This window comes from Lysobacter sp. M2-1 (assembly GCF_022662495.1).
GTDB lineage: Bacteria > Pseudomonadota > Gammaproteobacteria > Xanthomonadales > Xanthomonadaceae > JAKPBU01.
On record NZ_JAKPBU010000010.1, the window covers coordinates 41,065 to 61,161 of the forward strand.

Annotated in this window: 19 protein-coding genes; 6 read left to right on the forward strand and 13 right to left on the reverse strand. The window is 68.3% G+C overall.

The window, feature by feature from the left end; translation table 11 throughout:
- The 8 genes from MC375_RS15035 to prmB form a co-directional block, all read right to left on the reverse strand.
- Entirely contained in the window at positions 1-702 is a 702-nt protein-coding gene (locus MC375_RS15035) for a phosphoribosylanthranilate isomerase (RefSeq protein WP_242104242.1), read from the reverse strand.
- 58 nt (positions 703-760) lie between these two features.
- Positions 761-1,546: a tRNA pseudouridine(38-40) synthase TruA gene (truA, locus tag MC375_RS15040; protein WP_242104243.1), complete on the reverse strand. Its 786-nt coding sequence runs from the start codon at positions 1,544-1,546 to the stop codon at positions 761-763.
- A 14-nt stretch (positions 1,547-1,560) separates the two neighbouring features.
- Positions 1,561-3,348 carry a FimV/HubP family polar landmark protein gene (locus MC375_RS15045; RefSeq protein WP_242104244.1) on the reverse strand — a complete coding sequence of 596 codons (1,788 nt, stop codon included), beginning with the start codon at positions 3,346-3,348 and terminating at the stop codon, positions 1,561-1,563.
- A gap of 88 nt (positions 3,349-3,436) precedes the next feature.
- On the reverse strand, positions 3,437-4,888 hold the full coding sequence (locus MC375_RS15050) for a FimV/HubP family polar landmark protein (protein ID WP_242104245.1): 1,452 nt from the start codon (positions 4,886-4,888) through the stop codon (positions 3,437-3,439).
- Positions 4,889-4,962: 74 nt separating this feature from the next.
- Positions 4,963-6,009, reverse strand: coding sequence for an aspartate-semialdehyde dehydrogenase (locus tag MC375_RS15055; protein WP_242104246.1), 1,047 nt, complete (start codon positions 6,007-6,009; stop codon positions 4,963-4,965).
- Between the two features lie 92 nt (positions 6,010-6,101).
- On the reverse strand, positions 6,102-7,103 hold the full coding sequence (locus MC375_RS15060) for a D-glycerate dehydrogenase (protein ID WP_242104247.1): 1,002 nt from the start codon (positions 7,101-7,103) through the stop codon (positions 6,102-6,104).
- Positions 7,096-8,211 carry a chorismate synthase gene (gene aroC, locus MC375_RS15065; RefSeq protein ID WP_242104285.1) on the reverse strand — a complete coding sequence of 372 codons (1,116 nt, stop codon included), beginning with the start codon at positions 8,209-8,211 and terminating at the stop codon, positions 7,096-7,098. Before aroC ends, MC375_RS15060 begins: the two co-directional genes overlap by 8 nt.
- A 643-nt stretch (positions 8,212-8,854) precedes the next feature.
- On the reverse strand, positions 8,855-9,817 hold the full coding sequence (gene prmB / locus MC375_RS15070; protein WP_242104248.1) for a 50S ribosomal protein L3 N(5)-glutamine methyltransferase: 963 nt from the start codon (positions 9,815-9,817) through the stop codon (positions 8,855-8,857).
- 102 nt (positions 9,818-9,919) lie between these two features.
- Here prmB and MC375_RS15075 point away from each other — a divergent pair, with 102 nt between their 5' ends.
- Positions 9,920-10,582, forward strand: a complete 663-nt coding sequence (locus tag MC375_RS15075; RefSeq protein WP_242104249.1) for an SCO family protein — start codon at positions 9,920-9,922, stop codon at positions 10,580-10,582.
- Positions 10,579-11,421, forward strand: a complete 843-nt coding sequence (asd, locus tag MC375_RS15080) for an archaetidylserine decarboxylase (protein WP_242104250.1) — start codon at positions 10,579-10,581, stop codon at positions 11,419-11,421. The genes MC375_RS15075 and asd overlap by 4 nt, the downstream gene beginning before the upstream one ends.
- Before the next feature lie 24 nt (positions 11,422-11,445).
- Here asd and MC375_RS15085 read toward each other — a convergent pair whose 3' ends face one another.
- The gene (locus MC375_RS15085) at positions 11,446-12,987 is read right to left on the reverse strand and encodes a transglycosylase SLT domain-containing protein (RefSeq protein WP_242104251.1); all 1,542 of its coding nucleotides are present in this window, start codon (positions 12,985-12,987) and stop codon (positions 11,446-11,448) included.
- A gap of 140 nt (positions 12,988-13,127) precedes the next feature.
- On the opposite strand from MC375_RS15085, the gene MC375_RS15090 reads away from it, so the two are divergent.
- The 4 genes from MC375_RS15090 (at position 13,128) to greB (ending at position 16,390) form a co-directional block, all read left to right on the forward strand.
- On the forward strand, positions 13,128-14,654 hold the full coding sequence (locus MC375_RS15090) for a helicase HerA-like domain-containing protein (RefSeq protein ID WP_242104252.1): 1,527 nt from the start codon (positions 13,128-13,130) through the stop codon (positions 14,652-14,654).
- A 29-nt stretch (positions 14,655-14,683) separates the two neighbouring features.
- On the forward strand, positions 14,684-15,187 hold the full coding sequence (locus MC375_RS15095) for a hypothetical protein (RefSeq protein WP_242104253.1): 504 nt from the start codon (positions 14,684-14,686) through the stop codon (positions 15,185-15,187).
- Between the two features lie 206 nt (positions 15,188-15,393).
- Positions 15,394-15,816, forward strand: coding sequence for a hypothetical protein (locus tag MC375_RS15100; RefSeq protein ID WP_242104254.1), 423 nt, complete (start codon positions 15,394-15,396; stop codon positions 15,814-15,816).
- 70 nt (positions 15,817-15,886) lie between these two features.
- Positions 15,887-16,390: a transcription elongation factor GreB gene (gene greB, locus MC375_RS15105; RefSeq protein ID WP_242104255.1), complete on the forward strand. Its 504-nt coding sequence runs from the start codon at positions 15,887-15,889 to the stop codon at positions 16,388-16,390.
- Here the strand turns inward: greB and MC375_RS15110 are convergent.
- The 4 genes from MC375_RS15110 to rimO form a co-directional block, all read right to left on the reverse strand.
- On the reverse strand, positions 16,378-16,818 hold the full coding sequence (locus MC375_RS15110; protein ID WP_242104256.1) for a low affinity iron permease family protein: 441 nt from the start codon (positions 16,816-16,818) through the stop codon (positions 16,378-16,380). The two genes, greB and MC375_RS15110, sit on opposite strands and share 13 nt — an antisense overlap.
- Positions 16,819-17,022: 204 nt before the next feature.
- Positions 17,023-17,793, reverse strand: a complete 771-nt coding sequence (locus tag MC375_RS15115; protein WP_242104257.1) for a molybdopterin-dependent oxidoreductase — start codon at positions 17,791-17,793, stop codon at positions 17,023-17,025.
- Positions 17,783-18,646 carry a cytochrome b/b6 domain-containing protein gene (locus MC375_RS15120; RefSeq protein ID WP_242104258.1) on the reverse strand — a complete coding sequence of 288 codons (864 nt, stop codon included), beginning with the start codon at positions 18,644-18,646 and terminating at the stop codon, positions 17,783-17,785. The genes MC375_RS15115 and MC375_RS15120 overlap by 11 nt, the downstream gene beginning before the upstream one ends.
- Positions 18,647-18,739: 93 nt before the next feature.
- Entirely contained in the window at positions 18,740-20,077 is a 1,338-nt protein-coding gene (gene rimO, locus MC375_RS15125) for a 30S ribosomal protein S12 methylthiotransferase RimO (protein ID WP_242104259.1), read from the reverse strand.
- Positions 20,078-20,097 lie beyond the last annotated feature (20 nt).

Sequence of the window (20,097 nt, forward strand, 5' to 3'; positions counted from 1 at the left end):
TCAGCGTCCACAGGCAAGGCAGCTGGCGATGTCCTCGCCGTTGTCGGCCATTTCGACGCAATCCGCGCGGCGCGCTGCCTCCACAAAGCGCCGCATCAGGTCGCCGTCCTTGATCCCGGGCGCGCTCTCGATGCCGCTGGAGACGTCCACGCCCCAGGGCAGGGTCTGGCTGATGGCCGCACCCACGTTTTCCGGAGTCAACCCGCCGGCCAGCACGAATGGCTTGCCCAGCCCGGTCGGGAGCTTCGACCAGTCGAAACGCTCGCCGGTACCACCGGAGCCACCGACCACGTGCGCATCGAACAGGAAGGCGGCCGCGCCGGGATAACGCAGCTGCAGTTCGCGCGCATCGACCTTGGCATCGGCATCGCCCATCGGCACCGCCCTGACGTAGGGCACGCCGAAGCCGCGGCAGAAGGCATCGTCCTCGTTGCCGTGGAACTGCAGCAGGCTGGGACGCACATGCCGCACCACATCGCGGATCTCGTCGATGCTGTTGTCGCGGAACAGCGCGACCGCGTCGACCAGCGGCGCCAACGCCTGCCGCAGCGCGCGCGCCTCCTGCGCCTGGACCCGGCGCGGGCTGCCGTCTGCGAACACGAAACCCACCGCATCGGCGCCAAGCTCGCCGGCCAGGCGCACGTCCCCGGCACGGGTCAGGCCGCAGAACTTGATGCGGGTGCGGAACAGGGTTCGGTTCATGCAGTCGATTGGAATGGAAGTGCGTCGTGTGTGGAGCGTCGGCAATGAGGCAGCCGGGTCAAAGCGTTACCTCGGCCGGCAGTCCGTGAATGGCCGGGTACAGCGGTCCCAGGAAGCAGAGCCCGGAGGCCGGCGCAGTCGCACCGGCAAGCGTGCGGTCGCGCGCGGCAAGCACGCTGGCGATCCAGTCGGGCTCGCGCCCCCCGGCGCCGACTTCAAGCAGCGAGCCGACGATGTTGCGCACCATATGATGCAGGAAAGCGTTGGCCTGCACATCGATTTCCACGGTCTCGCCATCACGACGCACCTCGATGGCCTGCAACTCGCGTCGTGCATGCGGCGCCTGGCAGTGCACGGTGCGGAAGGCGCTGAAGTCATGCTCGCCCAGCAGGCCCTGCGCCGCGCGATGCATGGCGGCGGCATCGAGCGGCCTGCGCTCCCAGGCCAGATACTGGCGCTGCAGCGCAGGACGTACTGAACGATTCAGGATGCGATACCGGTAGCGACGCGCCACCGCCGAGAAGCGCGCGCTGAAGTCCATGGCCACCGGGACGCACCAGCGCACGCACATGGAGGGCGGCAGGCGCGAGGTGGCTCCCAGCACCCAGCCGCGCGGCTCGCGTGGGGCATCGCTGTCGAAGTGCACCACCTGGCAGCTGGCGTGCACGCCAGCATCGGTGCGCCCCGCACAGACCGTCGCTACCGGGCCATCGGCGACAAAGGCCAGGGCCTGTTCCAGCGCCCCCTGCAGGGTGGGTTCCGCACTCGTCTCGCCAGGCTTGGCCAGGCGTTGCCAGCCGGAAAACGAGCCGCCGTCGTATTCGACGCCCAGCGCCAGTCGCATCGTGGGGCCTGGTCCTAACGCAGGGACTGCAGGACGCCGGCGGCCTCGTCGCGTGCCTGGGCGTCGCCGCCTTCGATCACTTCCTGGAGCAGGCTGCGGGCGGTCGCCCGGTCCCCCAGATCGGCGTAGGCCCGGGCCAGCTCGATCCGTTCGCGCCCACCGGGCGCCTGGTTCAAGGGCGCAATCGTGCCCGACTCGGCGCCCGCGGGCGCCATCCAGGTTGGCGTATTGCCCACCACCGGAGTGGCCGGCGCCGGCGCCGCAGCCGGCGACTTGGCCTTGCCAGCCCAGACCGGCGCGGTGGCGGGAGTCGGAGTCTCTGTGGCGCCGGACTCCCCGGCCTTGGATTCGTCAGCCACGACAGGGGATGGGACCACCGCGAAACGTTCCGAGATGCGCGTCGCAGGCGCAGCCGCCACGGGGCGGCGGCGGCGCGCGAACCACCATGCCAGCGCGCCGAGCAACAGGGCGACAGGCAGCAGCCACCACCAGGCCGATGACGACGCGGTTTCCGGCTGCCCGGAAGCCGGCGGCGTCGCATCCTGCGCGGCGTTGGTGGTCGCCAGGCGCTGCTGGGCGCTCGCCAGCGCGCCATCCTTCATGGCGATCAGGCTTTGCTGCTCCTTCTGCAGCTGTTCCAGCTCGGCAACCCGCGCCTTGAGCTCCTGCACCTCGGCATCGCGCGCGGCGAGGGTTTCTTTCGTCTCTTGCAGTTCCTGTCGCAGCATCTCGCCCTCGCCTCCGGCGCTGGCGCCGGATTGTGTGCCTGCCCGGTCGCCCGCATCCGCGGCCGGCGGCGCGATTTCCAACCGCGCATCGGCGACCCGACGCGGTGCAGCCGATGAAGAGGCGCCTGCCGCCGCGGCGCCCGCGGGCTGCGCGTCGGCTGCGACCGGCGTAGCCGCCTGTGCCTGCGCGCGGCGCGCTTCGCGCCAGCTGGCGACCTGCTCACGCACCAGATTTGCGGCTTCGCGGGCGCTGTAGCGCGACAGTTCCTCGCCGCGGGGAATCCGCAGCACCGCGCCCTGCTTCAGCAGATTGATGTTCTGGCCAATGAACGCATCCGGATTCGCCTGCAGCAGGGCCAGCATGGTCTGATCGAGGCTGTAGCCCTGCATCCCTGCGAGTCCGCCGGCGATCCCGGCGAGGGTATCGCCGCGCTTGACCGGGCCGTATTCCCCGTTTTCGGCCGGTGGCGCAGCGGGCGGCGGCGAGGTCGCGACTTCAGACTGCGGCGTGGGAGCTGGGGACGGCGCAGGCGCAGTGGCTGCAGCGGCCGGCTCGGGTGCTGCCGTAGGCGCCGTCGCCGGCGCCGGGCGCTGGATCACGGGCGCGGCGTCCGGAGCCGCGACCGACGGTGCCGGCGGCGCGGCGACCGTACGCGGCGCATCGACGAGCGCGGAATATTCGCGGACCAGGCGGCCCTGACCCCAGTCCACCTCGACCAGGAAGGTCAACCCTGCCTGCTGCACCGGGGCGGTACTGGTCACCCGGATCACCGGCCGCCCCCGCTCGTCCACCGCGGGGGTGAACTGCAGGTCGGACACGATGCCCTGGGGCGGTTCCAGGCCGATCCGGCGGAAGGTGTCGGGCGACGCCAGTCGTGCCTGCAGGCCCTGCAGCTCGGTCGGATCGCTGCTGACGATCGGGATTTCGGCTAGCAGCGGCTCGCCCGGCCGTGACTTCACCTGGATCTGGCCCAGACCCAGCGCGAAGGCCGGAACGGCAAGAATTCCAAGCAGCACGCCCAGCACGACACGCAGTGCCGCGCGTGTTTGAAGATGGCGTTCCCTTGCGCTCATGCGCTGCACTCTAGCCGCGCGCCATGATCCTCCGCAACGGCGGCCGCATCCGCCAACCCCGGCTCAGCCCGCTGTGCGACCGCTTTTCTCAGTTCGGCCCCCGCACCATCGCGGACAGGCGCCGAGCGACCCGGCCCGGCGGCCCTGGCCGCGCGCGGCGCCAGAAAGCCGCGACCGCCATCCCCAGGGCCAGTGCCGCAATCAGCCAGGGCCACACCCCCGCGGACCGCGGCTGTTGCGCCGCGAGCTGTCGATTCTTGAGTTCGATCAACCGCTGCTGCGCCTTCTGGGCCTGTTCGAGTTCCGCGATGCGCTGCTGCATCTGCTGGAACTCGGTATAGCGTGTCGCCACCAGGTCGGCGGCCGCGCGCTCGCGATCGGCCGCCGTCCCGTCTCCCTGTCGGGTGGATCCCGAACCCGACGCCAATGCCGCCGCATCGGCGGAAGGCGCCAGCTCCAGCCGCGCCGGCGCGACGCGGACGGTGGGGCGCGAACTCGAAAGCCGATCGACGGATCCTGATGGAGCCTCGACCGATTCAACAGGGGGCATGTCGCCGCTGCGCCACTGCTGGATCTGCAGCCGCACCATCGTCTCTGCCGCGACCGCATCCAGACGGGTGAGCTCCGCGGGTGCCGGGACACGCAGCACCGCGCCGCGCTGAAGCAGATTGATGTTGCCCGAACCGAACGCATGCGGGTTGGTCCGCAGCAGCGCGAGCATCGCCTGCGGCGGGGTGACGCCGGCCAGCGGCATGCGTTCGACGATTCGGGTCAGGGTGTCGCCCGGACGCACGGTGTAATCGCCTGGACGGCGCGCCGCGCCCGCCGCGGGAACCGCCACCGCGGAACGGACGGGCGATCCGGGAACGGCTGCGGAGTTCGCCTGCGTTCGCGGCGCCCGTGACGGCTGTGGCCGGCCGGTTACCGGCGCCGCTTTCGGTCGTGGCGGTGCGCTTTCCGGCCGTTGGTCGGCGTGCAAGGGGATCGGCGCAGGCGCCGCCAACGCAGCAGGCGGCGCGTTGTCGAGCGGCACGATGGCCGGTTCGAGCGGCGCCGGCAGCGCGTCGGCAGGATCTGGCTGGCGCGCGATAGCGTTGTCCGCGGCCTGCACCGGCATCTGGATCTGCGGCTCGACCGGCGCCGCCAGCGTCGGAGTAGCTCCCAGCGATACCGAGTATTCGCGCACCAACCGGCCCTGCGGTGCATCCACCTGGACCAGGAAGGTGAGGAAATCCTCCTCCACCGGCAGCGTGCTGGTGACCCGGATCAACGCGCGCGGGCCGCGCACCACCTCGAAGCGCAGGTCCGCCACCACGCCCTGGGGGCGTGGCAGGCCGATGCGGGCGAAGGTCGTGGACGACGCGAGCTGCGCCTGCAGCTGCTGCAGGTCCTGTGGGGTGGCGCCGGTGATCGGGATCTCCGCTAACAGCGGCTCGCCGAGCGCGGACCGGATTTCGATCCGATCGACATCCAGCGCATACGCGGGCGCCATCGCCAGCAACAGCGCCATTGCCACCCCCAGCATCCCTGCCTTGCGCATCCAGCGCCTCCGATCGTGACCACCACTCCGCCGGGCATGGTGCCGCGCCGCAAGCGACCCGGCAACCCGCAGGCTCAGTCCTCCGCCGCCACCAGCTCCGCGATCTGCACCGCGTTCAAGGCGGCGCCCTTGCGGATGTTGTCGGACACGATCCACAGATTGAGACCGTGCTCGTGCGAGAGGTCGTCGCGAATGCGACCGACGTACACCGGATCGCGCCCGGAAGCATGCGTCACTGGCGTGGGGTAGCCGCCGCCCCTGGGCTCGTCCACGACCTCGATCCCCGGCGCCTGCACCAGCAGCTTGCGAGCATCGGCGGCTGACAACTTCTCGCGCGTTTCGACGTTGACCGCCTCGGAATGGCCGTAGAAGACCGGCACCCGCACCACCGTCGCGTTGACCCGAATCGTGTCGTCGCCCAGGATCTTGCGCGTTTCCCAGACCAGCTTCATTTCCTCGGTGGTGTAGCCGTTGTCGGTGAAATCGCCGCCGTGCGGGATCACGTTGAAGGCGATCTGCACCGGGTACACCTCCGGTTCGGCGTCCTGGAAACTGAGCAGGGCCGCGGTCTGGCGGCCGAGCTCTTCCAGCGCCTTGCGTCCGGTGCCGGACACCGACTGGTAGGTGGCGATGTTGAGACGGTCGATGCCCGCGGCGTCGTAGATCGGCTTGAGCGCCACGAGCATCTGCATGGTCGAGCAGTTGGGGTTGGCGATGATCCCGCGCGGGCGCTGACGCACGGCTTGCGGATTGACCTCGCTCACCACCAGCGGGATATCGTCGTCGTAGCGGAACGCCGAGCTGTTGTCGATCACGACCGCGCCCGCGGCGGCGAACCTGGGCGCGTATTCCTTCGAGACCGAGCCGCCAGCCGAGAACAGGGCGATGTCGACCCCGGCCGGATCGAAGGTGGCCAGGTCGTGCACCAGCAGTTCGTCGTCGCCGAAGGCGACGTGCCCACCGGCGGAGCGCTCGCTGGCCAGGGCCACGACCTCGCGTGCGGGAAACCGGCGTTCGGCCAGCACCGAGAGCATCATTTCGCCGACCGCACCGGTCGCGCCCACCACCGCGACCTTGAACCGCCGGTCGGAAGAACGCGTGTCTGAAGCCGGCTTGCTCATCTGTTTCCTCTCGAGATTGAAGCGCATCCGAACGTCGGCGACCTGTGGTCGGCAACGTCGGACTGCGAATGGAGATCGCGCGTGCCCGGCACCTAGGTGCCGGGCGGAGTGACCGGGGGGATGGGGTTGGGCGGCCGCCCCGCATCGGGACCGAAACCCAGCGCCGCGATCAGATTATCCACGGCCAGCGCCACCATCGCACGGCGCGTGGCCAGGCTGCCGCTGCCGATATGCGGAGTGAGTACCACATTGGGCAGTGCGAGCAGGCGCGGATTGACCCGCGGCTCGCCTTCGAACACGTCCAGGCCGGCGGCGGCCAGCCCGCCGGCTTCCAGCGCGTCGGCCAGTGCGTCCTCGTCGACCAGGCCGCCGCGGGCGATATTGGTGAGCGTGGCGCCGGGCTTCATCCGCGCGAGGGCGGCGGCGTCGATGATATGGCGGCTGTGCGCGCCGTACGGCAGCGCAAGAACCAGGTGGTCGGAGCCGGACAGCAGTTCGTCGAAGCCGACGTAATGCGCCTGGCAAGCCTGTTCGATGGGCCCGGGCAGGCGTTGGCGGTTGTGGTACAGCGTGCGCATCCCGAACCCGATCGCACGCCGCGCGATGCCCTGCCCGATCCGGCCCATGCCGAGAATCCCGAGCGTGGCGCCGTGCACGTCGCGACCGAGCATCTGGGTGAATGCCCAACCCCGCCACTGCCCGGCGCGCAGCCAGCGTTCGGCCTCGCCGATGCGGCGCGCCGCCGCGAGCATCAGCGCGAAGCCCAGATCGGCGGTCGTTTCGGTCAGCACGTCGGGGGTGTTGGTGACCACGATGCCGCGTGCCTGCAGCGCGGCGATATCGAGGTTGTCGTAACCGACCGCGACATTGGCGATCGCGCGCAGGCGCGGCGCCTCGGCGACCTCGGCCGCGCCGACCGGATCATTGAGGGTGACCAGCGCGCCGTCGGCCTCGCACAGGGCGGCGGCGATGGCGGCGCTGCCGTGGCTGGTCACCTGCGGCGCGCTGTCGACTTCGAAATGCGCTGCGAGCCGCGCGACGATGTCGTCGAACAGTGGCTGCGAGACCCAGACCCGCGGCCGCACCTCAGACATCGGCCTGCGGCGGGATACGCGGCGTCACATCACCCACGTCGCCGCATTGCGCGCGGTGCCGCAGCGCCTGGTCCATCAACACCAGGGCCAGCATCGCTTCGCAGATCGGCGGCGCGCGCAATCCCACGCACGGATCGTGGCGTCCGGTGGTCACGACCTGCACTTCCTCGCCATGCACGTCCAGGCCACGGCCCGGCAGGCGCAGGCTTGAAGTGGGTTTGAACGCCACCGACACCACGATCTGCTGGCCGCTGGAGATGCCGCCGAGGATGCCGCCGGCGTGGTTGGACAGGAAGCCGCTGCGGATGGCTTCGTCGCGATGCTCTGTCCCCTTTTGCGCGACGCTGGCGAATCCGTCGCCGACCTCCACGCCCTTGACCGCATTGATCGACATCATGGCCGCGGCGAGTTCGGCGTCGAGCTTGCCGTAGACCGGCTCGCCCCAGCCAGGCGGCACGCCGTCGGCGACCGCGGTGATGCGCGCACCCACCGAATCGCCCGACTTGCGCAGCGCGTCCATGTAGCTTTCCAGCTCCGCGACCTGGCCGGCATCGGGCCAGAAGAACGGATTGTCTTCGACGGCGCTCCAGTCGTGGCTGCGCGGAACGACGTCGCCGATCTGTGCGACATACGCGCGCACATGCACGCCGAAGCGCTCAGCCAGCCATTTCTTCGCGATCGTCGCGGCCGCCACGCGCATCGTGGTCTCGCGCGCCGACGAGCGACCGCCGCCACGCGGGTCGCGCAGCCCGTACTTGTGCCAGTAGGTGTAGTCGGCGTGGCCGGGCCGGAATTGCTCGGCGATCTTGGCGTAGTCCTTGCTGCGCGCATCGGTGTTGCGGATCAGCAAGGCGATCGGGGTACCGGTGGTGCGGCCTTCGTAGACGCCGCTCAGGATCTCCACCTGGTCGGTCTCGTGCCGCGCCGACGTGTGACGGGTCTTGCCGGTCGCACGGCGCGCGAGGTCGTGCGCGAAATCGCCCGGTTCAAGCGCAAGGCCCGGCGGGCAGCCATCGACCACGCAGCCGATCGCGGGGCCGTGGGATTCGCCGAAGGTGGTGACGCGGAGGAGGTGGCCGAAGGTGTTCAAGGAAGTTCTGGGTTGGATCGGGGGCTCGGCTGGAGAGTTCGCACGGATATGGGGCGGAAGTCAAATGGCTTCATCGCATACGGACTACTCTCGCCGTCGAGATGCCTCAGGAGCGAAAGCTTTCGCCTTTCGGCGAGTTACTTTCTTTGCTGGTGCAAAGAAAGTAACCAAAGAAAGCACCTTCCTCGACAGATCGCTCAGGGCGTCTGGGTGGCGAAGGAATTTTCGGACTCGGCCTCCTGCCTCGATCCGAAAACGGCGGCCATCCATGGCCGCCGCCCCTTCGGGGTTTCCGAACGTTAGTGGCGGCTGGCGGAGCAGGAAAGTCAAAGGCAGGAACGATCAACTCACCAGAACGCACCTGCGGCTGATGGCTCGACCAAGCCTTTGACGTTCTCGACGCTGCGCATGCGACCTGCATCCGAACACCCGTAGGGCGGCCGGCATGGATGCCGGCCGTTTTCGGACCGAGCCATGGATGGCGAGTCCGAAAATGGCGACAGCACCGCGCATCCCCTGAGCGGTGTTGACCTCACGAGAAAGGTGCTTTCTTTTGGTTACTTTTCTTTGCACCAGCAAAGAAAAGTAACTCGCCGCAGGCGAAAGCCCTGCTTTATGAAGAAAAAGGTGCCGGACTTGAAAACGCTCGCGCGCAGCAACGTCAAAACAACCCACCCGCCGCCCGCGGCGCCTCGTCCGCCCCGTGCCCTTCGCGTGCATCGGCCAGCACCTTGATCCTGGCATGGTGGGTGACCAGGTCCTGCCGCTCGGCCACGAACACGCCCATCTGCCCCACCTTGAACTCCACCCAGGCCAACGGCAGTTCCGGCAGCAGGCGCACCAGCGCCTGCTCGGATTCGCCGACTTCGCAGATCAGCAGTCCGTCCTCGGTCAGGTGCAGCGGCGCGTCGCGCAGGATGCGCAACGCAAGATCCAGGCCGTCGTCGCCAGCGCGCAGCCCCAGCTCGGGTTCGAAGGAGTATTCCTGCGGCAACGCATCGGTCTCGGCGTTGCTGACGTAGGGCGGATTGGTGACGATCAGGTCGTAATGCTCGCCGCGCAGCGCGGAGAACAGGTCCGATTTCACGAATCGCACGTTTTCGACGTGCAGACGCTTCTCGTTTTCCCGCGCCAGCGCCAGCGCATCGTCGCTGATGTCGGCGCCGTCCACGTGCCACTCGGGATTGTGGTGCGCCATGGCGATCGCGATGCAGCCCGAGCCGGTGCACAGGTCCAGCGCGCGTCTCACCTCGCGCCCGCCGAGCCAGGGTTCGAAGCCGGATTCGATCAGCTCGGCGATCGGCGAGCGCGGCACCAGTGCGCGCGCGTCGGTCTTGAACGACAGTCCCGCGAACCAGGCTTCGCCGGTCAGGTAGGCCGCGGGAATACGCTCCTCGATCCGGCGCAGGAACAGCCCCAGCACGTCTTCCTTCTCCGCTTCGGTGATCCGCGCGTTGCCGTAGACCGGGCTCAGGTCGTGCGGCAGGTGCAGCGCATGCAGGGTCAGCTGGGTGGCCTCATCCAGCGCATTGTCGTAGCTGTGCCCGAACGTCAGCCCGGCCGCATTGAAGCGGCTCGCGCCGTAGCGGATCAGGTCGATGATGGTATGCAGCTCGTTGGTCATGGCCTTCGCCAGGCTCGGGAGGGGCGGCGATCGCTCCGGCACCGGATTATACGGCTGCGCAGCTATCATGCCCCTCCGATCCGGCGCCGGACCAGCATCACCATGTTCAATCGCACCACGTTGTACATCCTGCTCGTCGCGGTCGCGATGGGGTTGGGCCTGTGGGCGGCCGAGCGCTTCTACGGCGAAGGCGCCGTGCGCTCGACGCCCGACCTCCAGGTCGTGCGTCTGTTTCCGCAGCCGCGTCCGCTACCGGAGTTCGCGCTGCGCCAGTCCGATGGCACCCAGCTGGTGCCGGGCGAGCTGAAGGGGCACTGGACCCTGGTCTTCCTCGGCTTCACCCATTGCCCCGACGTCTGTCCGACCACGCTCGCCGAGCTGGCGCAGGCGCAGCAACAGTGGCAGGCGCTGCCGGCTTCCACCCGGCCGCGGGTGCTGTTCGTCTCGGTCGATCCCGATCGCGACAGCAGCGACCGCATCGGCGAATACGCGCATGGCTTCCACCGCGACACGCTGGCAGCGACGGCCGATATTCCCGCACTGGAAAGTTTCGCCCGCTCGCTGAGCATGGTGTTCGCGAAGGTGCCGGCACCCCGCGGCGTGCCCGCCGACCAGTACAGCGTGGACCACTCGGCCACCATCGCCGTGCTCGACCCCGAATCGCGCATGGCTGGCATCATCTCGCCGCCGTTCGTGCCCAGCAGCATCGCATCCGACCTGCTGGTCCTGAGCGGGCATGCCCCCGCCACAGGACCCGGGAAATGAGCCTGGTCACGGCGCTGACCCATGTTCTGCCGCATCGCCTGTTGTCGGCGGCGGCACGGCGGCTGGCCTATTCCCCGAACACGTGGCTCAGCCGATGGCTGATCGATACGGTGACGCGCAGGTTCGGCGTGGACCTGTCGGAGGCGCGCAATCCCGACCCGGGCAGCTACGCCACCTTCAACCAGTTCTTCACCCGCGCCCTGCGCGAGGGCGCACGCGTTCCCGACCCGGATCCGCGCGCGCTGCTGATGCCGGCCGACGGGCGCATCAGCCAGTGCGGCGCAATCGAAAGCGGGCGCATCTTCCAGGCCAAGGGTCAGTCATTCACTGCGGAAGAACTCCTGGCCGATGAAGCGGCCGCGCGCCCCTTCGCCGACGGCCTGTTCGCGACGGTCTACCTGTCGCCGAAGGACTATCACCGGGTCCACATGCCCTGGACCGGTACGCTGCGCGAAACCGTGCACGTGCCGGGTCGGTTGTTCAGCGTCGGCCCGGATGCCGTGCGCCGCGTGCCGCGCCTGTTCGCGCGCAACGAGCGCCTGGTCTGCCACTTCGACACCGATTTCGGACCGATGTGCCTGGTGATGGTCGGCGCGCTATTGGTGTCTGGCGTGGAAACCGTGTGGAGCGGCGAGGAGATCCCGCGCTACGGCGACGCGATCACCGTCAAGGACTACCGCGGCGAGCGCATCGTCCTGGAACGCTTCGCGGAGATGGCACGCTTCAACTACGGATCGACGGTGATCGTGCTGCTGCCGCGCGGTGTGGCGCAGCTTTCGTCCGCACTTTCCGCCGAGTCGCCGGTCAGGCTGGGCGAGCGATTGGCGACCCTGAAATAACGGGCGCGGCGCGCATGCCGCCGGCTACTGCCTGCACCCCTGCAGCTTCAGGCGCTGACCGGGCCGGATGTCGTAACGCGGCGGCTTGATGCCGTTGGCTGCGGCCAGATCCTTGGTACCGCAGCCGTATTTCGCTGCGATCGAAACCAGGGTATCGCCGCGCACGACCAGGTGCTCGTTCGGTGCGATCGGTTTGGCCGGCTGGCCGGTGGCGACGGTGGCCTGCACCGCTCCCTGCCCCGGCACGTAGACCTGCTTGCCTTGCGGATCCGGGCCCACGGCCGCCGCGGGAAGCGTCTGGACCGTACTCACGTCGCCCACGCGCACGATCGCGAGCGAGGGATCGCTGGTCACCAGCTTGTGCGCGAGTTCGGCACGTTCGCCCTGCGCGCAATAGCGGTTGTACAGGCGCACGATCTGGGTCGTGGCATTGATGCTGCCCCCGGCGGGCAACAGGCTGTCGGTATCCAGACGCGGATTGAGGTTGCGCAGCGCACGGAAGAAGCCGTCGGTGTAGCGGGTGTTGCCCAGGCAGATGGTCAGCTCGTAGATGCTTGTCGGACGCTTGAGCCGCAGCATCGCCGGCTTCGAGGCCACGCGCGGAAAGCGCAGCCCGTAGTCCTTCGGATGCAGGTACAGCCAGGCCGCCGCGATCACCATCGGCACGTAATCGCGAGTTTCTGCGGGGAACTGGTTGTAGGTGTCGTAGCTCCAGAAATTATTCCCACCCGCGTTGTAGACGCGTTGGGCGCGACCTTCGCCCCCGTTGTAGGCGGCCAGGGTCATCTCGATGTTGCTGTTGAGCGAGTTGTAGCGCTCGATCAGGTAGGAGGCCGCCGCCTGCGCCGAAGCGCGCGGGTCGTAGCGGGTGTCGAACCCGCTGCCATCGTTGCCCAGGCCGAAACGGCGACCGGTCGCCGGCATGAACTGCAGCGGACCGACCGCGCCGGCGCGCGAACCCACATGCACCTTGCCGTTCGATTCCTTGGCCAGGATACCGAACAGGAGCGCTTCGGGCAGGCCACGCTGCTGGAAGGCGGGCGCCATCAGCGGCCGCAGGTACTGATAGTTTTCGAAGCTCTGCATCAGCGACGGACGCATGTCGGTCAACCAGCGTCGGATTCCCGCCTGCACGGCCGGATTGAACTGCACCGCCTGTGCGAAGCGCCGGTTGCGATCGTCGAGCAGTGCGTCCGCGGTGGCCTCTGCCGGTACGTCGTCGGCGGTGAAGTCGATCGGGTCGTCGCCACCGCCTACGTCGAGTTCCTGCGGCTCTTCGCCGCCCGACTGCAGTGCCGTGCGATAGGTCTGCAGGAAGGCGGCAAGATCGCAGCCACGCTGTTTCGCGCAGCCGGTGATCGCGGTCTCCATGTCGCGCGCGGCCGCGACGCTGGTCTCGGGGTCGCCGCTCGCGGCGCGGTAACGCGCCTCCGCACCCTCCAGATTGCGCTGCAGGACCTCGATGTTGGCGCGGTCGCGGCGCGATTGCGCCTGCGCGGCGGGTGCGAACATCAGAAGCGCGGCGAAGGACAGCACAATGCTGCGGAGTGGGGCAAAAGAGGGCATCGAAGACAAGGCAACCAGGGGAAGTGGCAGGGTAGCCGCGCCCGCGTGAGGGCGACAAGGTCATCGGTCACACCTGGTCACGCGCGGTGCATGCACGCGGCGGTCGCATAGAATTCGGCTTCCCCCGCCAGGACCATGCCATGGATCAGCTCGCGACCAACGCCATTCTGGTGGGCAAGGCGGTCATTCCTGCCGACGCGGGCCAGGTCTGGCTGCAGCCGAAGTTCGGCAATCGCCACGGCCTGGTCGCCGGCGCCACCGGCACGGGCAAGACCGTCACCCTGATGACCCTGGCCGAGGGCTTCTCGCGCATCGGCGTGCCGGTGTTCATGGCCGACGTGAAGGGCGACGTGGCCGGCCTGGCTGTCGCCGGCAGTACCGGCGACAAGCTGCAGCAGCGCATCGCCGAGATCGGCATGCCCGATTACCGCAATGAGGCGGCGCCGGTCGTGTTCTGGGACCTGTGGGGCAAGTCCGGCCACCCGGTGCGCACCACTGTCAGCGAGATGGGCTCGCTGCTGCTCGGCCGCATCCTGGATCTGAACGACACCCAGGGCGGCGTGCTCGATATCGTGTTCAAACTGGCCGACGACCGCGGCCTGCTGCTGCTGGACCTGGAGGACCTGCGCGCCCTGCTTGGCCTGGTCGCCGACCAGCGCAAGGACATCTCCACCGAGTACGGGCTGGTGAGCGCGCAGTCGATCGGCGCAATCCAGCGCGCGCTGCTGCGCCTGGAGGCTGAAGGCGCCGACCAGTTCTTCGGCGAGCCCGCGCTGGAGCTGGCCGACCTGATGCGCACCACGCCCGACGGCCGCGGTGTGATCGGCATCCTCGCCGCGGAGCAGCTGGTCCTGAAACCGAAGCTGTATTCCACCTTCCTGCTGTGGCTGCTGTCGGAACTGTTCGAGCACCTGCCCGAGGTCGGCGATCTCGACAAACCGAAGCTGGTGTTCGTGTTCGACGAGGCGCATCTGCTGTTCGACGACGCCCCGCCTGCGCTGCAGCAGCGCATCGAGCAGGTGGTGCGGATCATCCGGTCCAAGGGCGTGGGCGTGTACTTCTGCTCGCAGTTCCCCGATGACGTGCCCGACGAGATCCTCGGGCAGATGGGCAACCGCTTCCAGCACGCGCTGCGCGCATTCACGCCGCGCGACCAGAAGGCGGTCAGGACCGCGGCGGAAACCTTCGTCGCCAATCCGGACCTGGACGTAGCCAAGGTGATCGGCCAGCTCGGCGTGGGCGAGGCACTGGTCTCCACCCTGCAGGACAAAGGCGTGCCGATGCCGGTCGAAAAGACCCTGATCGCGCCGCCGCGCTGCCGGATGGGCGCGATCACCGACGCCGAGCGCCAGCAGGTGCGCGCCGGTAGCCCGGTGGGCGCGAAGTACGATCAGCGCGTCGATCGCGAATCCGCCGCCGAGATGCTGGCCAAGAAGGCCGAAGCCTCGGCCGAACAGGCCAAGGCGCCCGCGGCGAAGACGCGTGCGCAGGACGAGGCCGAGGACAGCGGCTTCGGCCGCGCGGTGAAAGACGCCGTGTTCGGCACCAAGCGCCGCCAGGGCATGGTCGAGACCATGGCCAAGCAGACCGCGCGCACCATCGGCAGCCAGATCGGCCGCCAGATCCTGCGCGGCGTGCTCGGCGGCATTTTCGGCGGCAAGCGCTGATTTCTTTCCTTCGACAAAGAGGCCGGATCATGACGTCATCCAACCCGCATCGCCTCGCGGCCCTGGCCGTCATTTCGCTCGCGTTCGCCGCCTGCACCCGCGATGCGCCCGCGCCCGCCGCAGCGCCGGAAGCGCAGGCGCAGGCCGCGGCGGAAGCGGCGCCGGCCGAGCCGGCGAAGATTCCCGGCACCGATGCGATCGCCGCGGTCGACAACACGCCGGCCGAGGCCGGAGTGCAACCGGCGGAGAACACGATTGGCGGCGTCGATACCAAGGGCTTCGCCGGCACTTTCGCCACCGAAGGCGCGCGCATCGAGTTCAAGGCAGACGGCCGCTACGCCATGACCGTGCACGCGGCCAGCGCCGACGCCGACCTCGAGAGCACGGGCACCTGGAGCGCAGCAGCCGACGGCAAGACCCTGCTGCTGGACTCCGACGACAAGTCCGAGCCCGACCGCAGCTACACGGTGGTATCGAAGGACGAAATCACCCAGGCTGAGGGCGGCCAAACGCTGCGTCGCCGCAGCGACTGATCCGCCCGCGCACCGGTGCGCATTTTCGCCGGTACCGCCCAGCCCGTTACCGGACCTGTCCTCGCTGGCCGCTGAGCCATGTGAGCGGCGTTGTAGCGGGCGCATGGCTGGCACACGCATGCGCGGCGGTACCGCTGCCCCGGACCATGCGGCGCCATCGATCCCTCGTCCGGAACGCGCTTCGCCTGAAGCGCATGGAGTCCGTCATGACACGTCCCTCGCACCTGCTGGCCGCGACCGTGCTCGGCATCGCGGCTTTCGCCACCACCCTGCCAACTGCTGCCCAGGAGGCACCCAACAGCATCGTCTCCCTCTACCGGGTCGCTCCGGGCAAGCACCTCGAGTTCCTCAAATGGATGGCCGCGCGCGACGCGGTGGATCGCGAGATCGGCGTCGCCGCCACCCAGTGGTATGCGCACTTGAGCGGCGACAGTTGGGACTACATCGCCATCGCACCTGATCTGGACGAGGCGACATCCGAGCGCAGCGACGCCGAGGCGAAAAAGCGCGGCCTGACCACCGGCGCACGCGCCTCGCTGGAATTCAGGCAGGTCATGGCCTATCACACCGATACCCTCGTGTCCGGGCCCTACACCGCGGAGCAACTGGTCGAACAAGCGGGCAAATAAGCAAACCGTCGCTTGAGTCCGGGGCGGTGGTCTGCGATAACCACCGCCCCTTGTTCCTTCCGGCTTCCTGATGTCGCGCTGGCGCCCACCCGCCGAAAAGAGCACCGCACTGATCACGCGCGAAGGCCATGCCCGGCTGAAGGCGGAGCTCGACGAGCTTTGGCGGGTGAAACGCCCCGATGTGGTCAAGGCGCTCGCCGCCGCCGCGGCCGAAGGCGACCGCTCGGAGAACGCCGAATACACCTACCGCAAGAAGCAGCTGGGCGAGATCGACCGCCGGGTGCGCTATCTGACCAAGCGCCTGGAATCGCTGCGCGTGGTCGATGCGCCGCCCTCCGACCGCGGGGCCGTATTCTTCGGCGCGCACGTCACCCTGGAGAACACCGCGACCGGCGAGATGCTGCTCTACCGCATCGTCGGCCCGGACGAAACCGACGCCGGCCGCGGCTGGATCAGCATCGATTCGCCGCTGGCGCGGGCGATGCTGAAGAAGCGCTTCGACGACGAGTTCGATGCCGTGCTGCCGGGCGGAATCGCACGCTACGCGATCGTCGAGGTGCGCTACTCCGATTGAGTACTGCGCCGCGGCTCGTCGACCTCGGGCGAACCGATGTCCTCCTCCTCCTGCGAGTCGCACTCGCGCGCACGTTTGGCAAGAGCTTCGTATCGGTCCTGGAACGCCTTAAGTTCCGACTCCTCTAGCTCTTCCAGGTCGAGCAGCTTGTTGTGCGCGCCGCGCGTGGCCCGGATCAGTTCGTCCAGCTTGATCTGCAGCGCCCGGCTGTCGCGGTTCTGGCTGTTCTGGATCAGGAACACCATCAGAAAGGTGACGATGGTGGTGCCGGTGTTGATGACCAGCTGCCAGGTGTCGCTGAACTTGAACAGTGGGCCGCTCGCCAGCCATGCCAGCACCACCAACAAGGCCAGCACGAAGCTCACTGGGCTGCCGGCGAAGCGGGAGGCCGCGTTCGCCATGCGGGTGAACAGGTTCCTTTGCGCCATGGCGAGGCTCCGATGCGGGTACGGACTGGATTGTGCGCGCGTAATGCCAAAGCCGCGTCAACTGGCGGGAGGTGCTCGACGTGGGAGCGGCCTGCGCCGCGATTCCTGCTTCTGTGGGAGTGGCCTCGGCCGCGACGCTTTTCGCTGCAATCGGCCACGGGAGAAAAGCATTCGCGGCCGAGGCCGCTCCCACCAGCGTCCGGCTCAGATCCCGCCGTACCAGTCGTATCCCTGGTCTTCCCAGGTACCGCCCTTCCCGCCCGCCAGCCGCGCATAGCCGTCGACCACTTCGATGGTGTGGACGTACTTGGGCTGCTTGTAGCCGAGCTTGCGTTCGATGCGCATGCGCAGCGGCGCGCCGTTCGCCACCGGAACCGGAGCGCCGTTGAGCGCGTACGCGGCGATGGTCTGCGGGTGCAACGCATCGTGCAGGTCGATGCTTTCGTAATAGCGGCTGCCGTCGCCCAGCAGGTCGTCGAAGCAGTGGAACACCACATAGCGCGCGCCTGGCCTGAGCCGCGCCAGGCCCAGCAGATGCGCCAGCGGCACGCCGGTCCATTGGCCGATCACGCTCCAGCCCTCCACGCAGTCATGGCGCGTGATCTGGGTGCGCGCGGGCATGGCCTGCAGCGCATGGAGCGCGAACTCCAGCGGACGCTCGACCAGCCCGCGTATGCGCAGGCGATAGGCGGCGAAACCCTGCGCCTTCAACGCGAGGTATTCGGGCGTGCGCGGATCGATCGAGCCATTGGGCTTGAACACCGGCGAGATCATGCTGGCGGGGAATTCGCGCGCGAGCCGATCGCCGGTGAGCAGACGCTGCATGCGCCGGTTCAGCGGCTCGGCGAGGCTGAGCGCATCGACGAAGCCCTCGCGCTGCGATTGCGCATCGCAACCGGCCAGCAGGCCCGCGCCGGCGCCCAGCGACAGGCGCAGGAAGCGGCGGCGATTGGCGGCGAAATCCTCATTCGGCATGGGCTGCTCCTCCCTGCTCACCGCGCACCCGGAAGCGCCCGGTGATCATCGAACGCATCTCGTTGATCGGGCCTGCGTAGACCACCATCAGCACATGCACCAGGGTGAACAGCACGAACAGCGACATCGCCACGAAATGCAGCGTGCGCGCCGACTGGCGGCCGCCCACCAGTGCAATGAATCCGGACATCACACTGTCGAGCTGCGGTGACATCGACAGGCCGGTGAGGAGGACCAGCGGCGTCAGCACAAAGATCACGCCGAGATAGGCGAGCTTCTGCAGCGGGTTGTAGCGCAGGGCCTCGCTACCCTGCGGGTGCCGGAAGCGCAGGTGGTCGAGCACCGAGCGCGGCACCTCGCGCCAGTCGCGGCGCCGCATCGCCAGGTCGTCGCGCAGGTGGCGGCTGGCCAGCGACCAGGCCAGGTAACAGATGCCGTTGATCACCCAGGCCCAGGCGAAGAAGAAATGCCAGCGCCGGCCCAGGGCCAGTGAACGCGGGCCCGGGATCGTCGCCCATTCGGGGAATCCGCGCCTGACGTTGCGACCTTCGGCATTCGCCGAAACACCGAACAGCCCGGTGGTGTCGTAGGTCGCATTGCCCAGGCGGGTGACCCCCTGCCCCTTGCCGTCCGCGCCGCGCACCGATTCCATCGCCAACAGCGGCGTATCGAAGTGCGAAGCCTCGCCCCAGTACAGCGCCGGATGCGCGTTGAAGATCTGCAGGCCGCTGCCGACCAGGGCCAGCATGCAGGCCAGGTTGATCCAGTGCATCAGCCGCAAGGGCCATCGGTGGCGCAGCACCGTGCGCGCCGGTTGCATGAGGCGGCCTTCGGATTCCGGGATCGATGCCATGGCCGGGAGAAGCTTACTCCCGCGAGGCTGCGGACGTTCCCCGCGGCGCCCCTCCGCGATTGCGATCTTGCCGATCGCGTGGCGCCGGGACCCCTAGGCCGTTTGCTCCGGCACAACCTCACCGTACAGATCGTGCTCGTCGCTGCCCATGATCTCCACATCGGCGAAATCGCCAGGCTGCAGCCCGGCCTCGAGCCCGTTCTGCACCTGCACCAGGCCGTCGATCTCCGGCGCGTCGGCCATCGACCGGGCGATGGCGAGCTCGCCGTCTATGGCATCGACGATGCAGCGCTGCACGCTGCCGACCTTGGCTTCCAGCCGGGCGGATGAAATCTGCTCCTGCCGTTGCATGAAGCGCGCCAGTCGTTCCTGTTTCACTGCTTCGTCGACAGGATCGGGCAGCGCGTTCGCCGCTGCGCCCTGCACCGGCGAATAGGCAAACGCGCCGACGCGATCGAGCTGCGCCTGGTCGAGGAAATCCAGCAGTTCCTCGAACTCGGTTTCGGTCTCGCCCGGGAAGCCGACGATGAAGGTGCTGCGGATCGTCAGCTCCGGACAGATCGCGCGCCAGCGCTGGATCCGCTCCAGGGTCTTGTCCACCGCGCCGGGCCGCTTCATCAGTTTCAGCACGCGCGGGCTGGCGTGCTGGAACGGGATGTCCAGGTACGGAAGGATCTTCCCTTCGGCCATCAGCGGGATCACGCTGTCGACGTGCGGATACGGGTAGACGTAATGCAGCCGCGTCCACACCCCGAGTTCGCCCAGGCCTTCGCACAGCGCCTGCATCCGGGCCTGGTACGGCCGGCCATGCCATTCACGCTCTGCATACTTCAGGTCGACGCCGTAGGCCGACGTGTCCTGCGAGACCACCAGCAGCTCCCTGACCCCGCCGCGCACCAGCTTTTCGGCTTCGCGCAGCACCTTGTCGACCGGGCGCGAGACCAGGTCGCCGCGCATCGACGGGATGATGCAGAAGCTGCAGCGGTGGTTGCAGCCTTCGGAGATCTTCAGGTAGGCGTAATGCTTCGGGGTGAGCTTGAGACCGTAGTCCGGGACCAGATCGACGAACGGATCGTGCCTGGGCGGTAATGCGGTGTGCACCGCCTCCATCACACTGGCGTAGTCCTGCGGGCCGCTGATCGACAGCACGTCCGGATAGGCTTCGCGGATCACTTCGCTGCGCTTGCCCAGGCAGCCGGTGACGATGACCCTGCCGTTCTCGGCCATGGCCTCGCCGATCGCGTCCAGGGATTCGGTCACCGCCGAGTCGATGAAGCCGCAGGTATTGACCACCACCACGTCGGCATCGTCGTAGCTCTGCACAAGATCGTAACCTTCGACCCGCAGCTGGGTGAGGATGCGCTCGGAGTCGACCAGAGCCTTGGGGCAGCCGAGGCTGACGAAACCGACTTTTGGATTGGCGAGCGACATCGGGGAATTATAGGAGCCAC